Here is a 7112-nt window from a genome sequence, read left to right as displayed (position 1 = left end):
ACGTCCAGCCTGGCGGCCACGCGCGGCAGGATGTTCTTGCCGTAGGCGGTGGCGGGGGCAAGGATGTGACTGTAGTCCTTGGCAATGGCCAGGGCTTGTTCGGCAACGTTCTCGGCCAGTCCGTCGGCGAATTGCGGCGCGTCGGCCAGCAGGACCTTGGTCACGCCGGCAATCTGCGCGGCGGCATCGGCGGCCGCTTTGGCGTTGTGGCCGGCGATCAGGATGTGGACCTCGCCGCCGGCCTGTTGTTGCGTCTGTATTGCGGCGGTGACGGTGTTCAATGTGCTGCCCTTCAGGCTGACATTGTCGTGTTCTGCAATGACAAGTGCGGTCATGTCGTCTCTTCCTTAAATGACTTTGGCTTCGTTTTTGAGCTTGGCCACCAGCGTGGCCACGTCCGACACTTTCACGCCCGCGCTGCGCTTGGGCGGCTCGGTGACTTTCAGCGTCTTCACGCGCGGGGCGACGTCGACACCCAAGTCTTCCGGCTTGACGATGTCGAGCGTCTTCTTCTTGGCTTTCATGATGTTGGGCAGGGTGACGTAGCGCGGCTCGTTCAGGCGCAGGTCGGTGGTCACGATGGCGGGCAGGGTCAATGCCAAGGTTTCCAGGCCGCCGTCGACTTCACGCGTCACGGAGACCTTGCCGTCTTCCAGCACGACCTTGGAGGCGAACGTCGCTTGCGGCCAGCCCAGCAAGGCTGCCAGCATCTGGCCGGTCTGGTTGCTGTCGTCGTCGATGGCTTGCTTGCCGAGGATGATCAGTTGCGGCTGTTCCTTGTCGGCCAGGGTTTTCAGCAGCTTGGCCACGGCCAGCGGTTGCAGGTCCAGATCAGGGGAGGTTTCCACCAGGATGCCGCGGTCGGCGCCGATGGCCATCGCGGTGCGCAGGGTTTCCTGGCATTGCGTCACGCCGCAGGAAACAGCGATCACTTCGGTGACCTTGCCCGCTTCCTTCAGCCGCGTGGCTTCTTCCACCGCAATTTCGTCGAACGGGTTCATCGACATCTTGACGTTGGCGATGTCCACGCCGCTGCCGTCGCTCTTGACCCGTACTTTCACGTTGTAATCTACTACCCGCTTCACGGGGACTAATACTTTCATGCTTGCCGGTCTCCACAATGTTCAAAGACGCGACGTCACTATTTTTACGCGTGGCGAAACACCATGCGGACATCGCACGGACCGAAGTATTGGCCGATTGAAGCGCGCCCGCAAACGATAAGAATGAATGACCTTGTGCGCGGATGTCATCATCTCGCGTTTTTTTCGGCGCGCAAGGAATGTATTCTGCAATGCTTTTTTAAGTGCAATGCAGCAAAAAAATCAAGAGATGGATTCTGTGTATCGGTATAAAACCTAATGGCAGAAAGGCTTTGCGCAGCATCGGAAAAATCCGCGCAAGGCAGTTGATTCCAAATCGGCACAACTTCATTACTATTATTCGTTTGCCACCAGCACTCCAAAAAAACAATAATTTTTCATCGATGACAAAGAACGACGAAATTTTATTTTTTAAGGAGCCACGCATGGCGCAGCGCTATCAGTTATTCATCAACAACGAGTGGGTCGATCCGCTCTCCGGCCAGTGGTTCGATTCCCTCGATCCTTTCAGCGGCGAAGCATGGGCTGAAGTTCCGCGCGCCAACAAGGCCGACGTCGATCGTGCCGTCGAAGCGGCGTCGGCGGCGATGGAAGGTCCATGGGGCAAGATGTCGGCCACCGATCGCGGCCTGCTGCTGCACAAGCTGGGCAGCCTGATCGAGAAGCACGCCGATACGCTGACGCTGGCCGAGAGCCGCGACAATGGCAAGCTCAAGAGCGAAGTCGGCGGCCAGGTGCGCTACATGGCCAAATATTTCTATTACTACGGCGGCCTCGCCGACAAGATCCAGGGCGCGGTCATCCCGATGGACAAGCCCAAGGTGTTCAACTATACCCGCTATGAACCGATCGGCGTGGTCGCCACGATCACCCCGTGGAATTCGTCGCTGCTGTTGACGGCATGGAAAGTCGCACCGGCGCTGTGCGCGGGCAATACCATCATCGCCAAGCCGTCCGAACATACTTCCGTGTCGATGTTCGAGCTGGCGAAGCTGTTTGTCGAAGCCGGCTTCCCGCCGGGCGTGTTCAACGTCATTACCGGTTTCGGCGCCGAAGTCGGCGAACCGCTGGTGACGCATCCGAAGGTGCCGCGCATCGCTTTCACCGGCGGCGACGAAGGCGGCCGCAAGGTCAACGTGCTCGGCGCCCAGCACTTCAAGCGCGTGTCGCTGGAACTGGGCGGCAAGTCGCCGCACATCATTTTCGACGACGCCGATCTGACGCGCGCCGCCAACGGTGTGATCACCGGCATCTTCTCGGCCGGCGGCCAGACTTGCATGGCGGGCTCGCGCCTGCTGCTGCAGGAAGGCATCCACGATGAATTCGTCGAACGCCTGGTGGCCATTGCCAGCAAGGCCAAGCTGGGCGACCCGACCCTGCCGGACGTGCAGGTCGGTCCGGTGGCGACGCGTCCGCAGTTCGAGAAGGTGATGGAATACATCGGCATCGCCAAGAACGAAGGCGCGCGTTGCGTCTTCGGCGGCAACGCCCGCACCGGCGAAGGCTTTGGCGCCGGTCAGTTCGTCGAGCCGACGATTTTCGTCGATGTCAGCAACGACATGCGCATCGCCCAGGAAGAAGTGTTCGGCCCGGTGTTGTCGGTGATCAAGTTCAAAGACGAAGAAGACGCGATCCGCATCGCCAACGACATCCGTTTCGGACTGGCGTCGGGCGTCTGGACCACCAGCCTGCATCGCGCCATGCTGATGTCGTCGCGCATCAAGGCCGGCACCGTGTGGATCAACAACTACCGTTCCACCAGCTTCACCACGCCGTTCGGCGGCTACAAGGACAGCGGCATGGGGCGCGAGGGCGGCATCGAAGCGGTCAAGGAATATCTGGAGACCAAGAGCGTGTGGATCTCGACCGACCTCGACATGCCCGATCCGTTCATCCGGAAGTACTAAGCACTGTATAAGACCCCGGACGCGCCCGTCGCGCTGAGGTATAACATGGCCGACGCAAGCAGGGGGCCATGAAGAGACAAGGCGCCGGCCGGCATGGCAGTGGAGACGGGCCGGCGCCGCAACAGAACAGGTGTGCAACATGAATACACAATCGGGAAATTCCGCGAACTGGGATCTGCTGGTCATCGGCAGCGGCATCTCCGGCTTGTCGGCGGCGGTGTCGGCGGCCACGGCGGGAGCGCGCGTGCTGGTGCTGGAGCGTTCGGTGCGTGAAGAGTTCGGCGGCAACACGCGCTGGACCGAATCCTATTTCCGGATGAAAAGCGACAGCGAAGTCAGCGACGATTTCGAAGAGCGTCTGATCAGCAATGCCGGCTACAACCTCGATCCGAACATCGTTCAGGAAGTCTCGGGCGAATACGCCAATTGGCCTTCCTACGTCAAGGCGCACGGCATGCCCGATCCGGAGCTGATTTCGACCTTGTCGGAACAGGCCGGCCCGACCGTGCAATGGCTCAAGGGTTTCGGCGTGCGTTTCGACACGCTGCCGACTTACTTCGTGACCGCCGCGGCGCCGCGCCTGATGCCGGTCGGCGGCGGCCTGGCGATGATCGAAGCCTTGCTGGCGCATGCGCAAAAGATCGGCGTCGAGTTCCGTTATCAAACCACCGCGACGAAGATGGAACGCGGCGTCGACGATATTTTCGGCGTCACGGTCACCGGTCCGGACGGCCGGCAGGAAGCGCTGTACGCGACCAACGTGATGATCGCGTCGGGCGGCTTCGAAGGCAATCCCGAAATGTTGACGCAATACCTAGGCGACAGCGCCAAGTTCGTGCGCCCGGTTGCCCGCGGCGGCTATTACAACCGCGGCGAAGGCATCCGCATGGCGCTGGCCGCCGGCGCGGCGCCGGCGGGCGATTTCGGCTCCTATCATGCGGAGCCGCTCGATCCGCGCTCGGGAGCGACCGAAGCGCTGGTGATGAATTTCACTTACGGCGTGCTGATCAACAAGCGCGGCAAGCGCTTCCTGGATGAAGCGCCGGGACCGGTCGATGTGCACTACGACCATATCTCGCGCGACATCGGCTACCAGCCCGACGGCATCGCCTATGTGGTGTTCGACCAGCGCATCCACGACGTGCCGAACTGGAAGAAGAGCATCCGCACCGACCAGCCGGCGATCCAGGCCGACACGCTGGAGCAGTTGGCCGAGGCTTGCGGCTTGCCGGCAGCACCTTTCCTGCGCACCATCGAGGAGTACAACGCGGCCTGCCGGGATGGTGAGTTCAAGCCGCTGGAAGCCGATGGACTGGCGACGCAGGGATTGGACATCAACAAGTCGAACTGGTCGCGTCCGATCAATGCAGGGCCGTTTTATGCCTATCCGATCATTCCCGGCATCTGCTTCACCTACGGCGGCGTGAAGACCAACAAGCAGTCGCAAGTCATCGATCAGGATGGTCGGCCTATTCCGGGTTTGTATGCGGCGGGCGAGGCTGCCGGTTTGTACTATCAGGTTTATACGGGGGCGACGTCCGTCATGCGCGGCGCGGTATTCGGCAAGATCGCAGGCGAACATGCGGCGGCCGGTCTGCGTGCCAAGGTTCGCTAGCGGCTGTTGCTGCCAATAGCGCTGCACCAGAGAGTTTCGATGTATGTAAAACAAGAGAGCGATGACTTGCATTGTCATCGGGAGCAGCTCGCGCCTGCGCTTGCTGCGGGCTGCCCGATTGCAGCGCAAGGCTTCATTTTTCCAATCAGGAGACCATCATGAACATCAAGCACGTCCTCAAGTATCCCGGCAGTTCCCTGGCGCTCAAGGCAATCAGCGCGGCCGTCTGTTCCGCCCTGTTGTACGGCAACGCCGCCGCCCAGCCGCAAGGCATTTCCGACAACGTCGTGCGTATCGGCGTGTTGACCGATCTGAGCGGCACTTTCTCTGATTTCGCCGGCAAGGGCGCAGTGGAAGCGGTCAAGATGGCGGTCGAGGATTTCGGCGGGAAGGTCAACGGCAAGCCGATCGAAGTGATTTCGGCCGATCACTTGAACAAGGCCGACATCGCCGCTTCGACGGCGCGCGAATGGATCGACCAGCGCAAGGTCGACATGATCACCGACATTTCCGGTTCGGCCACTGCGCTGGCGACCATCAAGGTGGCGGCGGAGAAGAAACGCATCGCCATCGTCACCGGCGGCGGCACCACGCGCGTAACCAACGAAGATTGCACGCCGTACAGCCTGCATTACAACCACGACACCGCGGCGATGGCCAACGTCGCCGGCAAGTACATCGTCAAGCAGGGCGGCAACACCTGGTACTTCCTGACGGCCGACTATTCGTTCGGCTATTCGCTGCAGGCCGACACCACCGCCGTGGTGGAGGCCAACGGCGGCAAGGTGGTGGGCGTGGTCAAGCATCCGTTCAATACCTCGGACTTCTCATCTTATCTGGTGCAAGCGCAATCGAGCGGCGCCAAGATCATCGGCCTGGCCAATGCCGGCGCCGACACCATCAACTCGATCAAGACCGCGTCCGAATTCGGCATGCTCAATTCCGGCAAGCAGAAGTTCGCCGGCCTGCTGATGTTTATCAACGATGTTCATGCGCTCGGCCTGAAAGCCGCGCAAGGTCTGTACATCACCGAAGCCTTCTACTGGGACACGAATGACGAGACGCGCAAATGGTCCGAGCGTTTCTACAAGCGCATGGGCAAGATGCCTTCCTCGATCCAAGCTGCGGATTATTCCTCGACCATGCAGTACCTGAATGCGATCAAGGCGACCGGCACCGACGATGCGGATGTGGTGATCAAGAAGATGAAGGAAACGCCGGTCAACGACTTCTATACCAAGAACGGCAAGATCCGCGCCGACGGCCTGCTGGTGCATGACATGTACCTGATGCAGGTGAAGACGCCGGCCGAGTCGAAGAAGCCGTGGGACTACTACAATGTGCGCGCCGTCGTGCCGGGCGACGAGGCTTATCCCTCGCTGGCCAGCGGTAGCTGCACGTTTGCCAAGAAACAATGATGGAGCGGGCCGTCGATGCGTAGGAAGATTCCCAGCATCACTGCATTGATGGCCTTTGAAGCGGCGGCGCGTTATCAGAGTTTTTCGCGCGCGGCGGACGCGCTGTCGCTGACGGAAGGCGCGATCAGCCGCCAGATCGCGGGGCTGGAAGAATTCCTCGCCTTGCGCTTGTTCCATCGCGTGAAGAAGCGCGTACAACTGACCGATATCGGCAAGGCTTATTTCGTGCACGTGCGCGAAGACCTCAACCGGCTTGAGCGCAATACACTGAGCGCGATGGCTTACCAGGACGGCCAGCAGATTCTTGAGCTGGCGGTGATCCCGACGTTCGCGACCAAGTGGCTGATCCCGAGGCTATCGGAATTCAGCCGCTTGTATCCGGAGATCGTGGTCAACCTGAGCGAACGCGCGCTGCCCTTCCTGTTTGGCGATTCGGTGTTCGATGCCGCCGTGCATTACGAACATCCGGCCTGGGCCGGCAACGCGCAGGAACTGCTGTTCGAGGAGGAACTGGTGCCGGTGTGCAGTCCGCAACTGCTGGGCGGAAAGACGTTGCTCAGCGTCGACGAGCTGGCCGCTTATCCGCTGCTGCACAAGAACACGCGCGAGGACGCCTGGCGCCACTGGTTCGACATGCAGGGTTGCCAGGGAATCAATCCGATCGGCGGACCGCGCCACGACCTGTTCTCTATGATCATCCAGGCGGCCTGTTACGGTAGGGGCATCGCGCTGGTGCCGCGTCTGTATGTCGAGGATGAGTTGAGAAGCGGCGCCTTGCTGATACCGATAGATCGTCCGATTCGCGGACTGAAGAAGTATTGCGTGGTGTATCCCGAGCATGAGGAGGCATCGCCGACGCTCAAACTGTTCATCGACTGGCTGATGCGGGCAGCACAGGGACAGCGGCGGGATTAATTGAAAGACATCATGGACATCATTCTGGAGACAAAAAACCTGACGAAGGAATTCAAGGGTTTCACGGCGGTGAGCGCGGTCAATCTGCAAATCGAGCGCGGCCACATCCATGCGCTGATCGGACCGAACGGCGCCGGCAAGACCACCTGTTTCA

The 7112-nt window shown here is 60.5% G+C and carries 6 protein-coding genes and 1 pseudogene; 5 read left to right on the top strand and 2 right to left on the bottom strand.

Translation table 11 applies throughout. The annotated features are described in order from the left end of the window. Positions 1-335: pseudogene (locus RV1423_RS27885) on the bottom strand (electron transfer flavoprotein subunit alpha/FixB family protein); the annotation flags it as partial. Between the two features lie 12 nt (positions 336-347). Next, the gene (locus RV1423_RS27880) at positions 348-1103 is read right to left on the bottom strand and encodes an electron transfer flavoprotein subunit beta/FixA family protein (protein ID WP_034303891.1); all 756 of its coding nucleotides are present in this window, start codon (positions 1101-1103) and stop codon (positions 348-350) included. Between the two features lie 425 nt (positions 1104-1528). Here RV1423_RS27880 and RV1423_RS27875 point away from each other — a divergent pair, with 425 nt between their 5' ends. From RV1423_RS27875 to RV1423_RS27855, 5 genes are all read left to right on the top strand, one after another. Then, positions 1529-3010 carry an aldehyde dehydrogenase gene (locus RV1423_RS27875; protein ID WP_034303890.1) on the top strand — a complete coding sequence of 494 codons (1482 nt, stop codon included), beginning with the start codon at positions 1529-1531 and terminating at the stop codon, positions 3008-3010. A gap of 139 nt (positions 3011-3149) precedes the next feature. Next, on the top strand, positions 3150-4625 hold the full coding sequence (gene tcuA, locus RV1423_RS27870; RefSeq protein WP_034303889.1) for an FAD-dependent tricarballylate dehydrogenase TcuA: 1476 nt from the start codon (positions 3150-3152) through the stop codon (positions 4623-4625). A 158-nt stretch (positions 4626-4783) separates the two neighbouring features. Next, positions 4784-6043 carry an ABC transporter substrate-binding protein gene (locus tag RV1423_RS27865; protein WP_231502538.1) on the top strand — a complete coding sequence of 420 codons (1260 nt, stop codon included), beginning with the start codon at positions 4784-4786 and terminating at the stop codon, positions 6041-6043. 15 nt (positions 6044-6058) lie between these two features. Further along, a complete protein-coding gene (locus RV1423_RS27860) occupies positions 6059-6958 on the top strand; it encodes a LysR substrate-binding domain-containing protein (RefSeq protein WP_034303887.1) in 900 nt (299 codons plus the stop codon). Between the two features lie 9 nt (positions 6959-6967). Further along, the coding region (locus RV1423_RS27855; protein WP_155835343.1) for an ATP-binding cassette domain-containing protein at positions 6968-7112 on the top strand (145 nt) is incomplete at its 3' end.

This window comes from Herbaspirillum sp. RV1423 (genome assembly GCF_000577615.1).
Classification (GTDB): Bacteria; Pseudomonadota; Gammaproteobacteria; order Burkholderiales; family Burkholderiaceae_D; genus Herbaspirillum.
This window is presented reverse-complemented; position numbering and strand designations above follow the sequence as displayed.

Bases quoted from the DNA above. Each gene is read 5' to 3' on its own strand.
- RV1423_RS27880 (WP_034303891.1), bottom strand. From the start codon at position 1,103: ATGAAAGTATTAGTCCCCGTGAAGCGGGTAGTAGATTACAACGTGAAA.
- RV1423_RS27875 (WP_034303890.1), top strand. From the start codon at position 1,529: ATGGCGCAGCGCTATCAGTTATTCATCAACAACGAGTGGGTCGATCCG.
- tcuA (WP_034303889.1), top strand. From the start codon at position 3,150: ATGAATACACAATCGGGAAATTCCGCGAACTGGGATCTGCTGGTCATC.
- RV1423_RS27865 (WP_231502538.1), top strand. From the start codon at position 4,784: ATGAACATCAAGCACGTCCTCAAGTATCCCGGCAGTTCCCTGGCGCTC.
- RV1423_RS27860 (WP_034303887.1), top strand. From the start codon at position 6,059: ATGCGTAGGAAGATTCCCAGCATCACTGCATTGATGGCCTTTGAAGCG.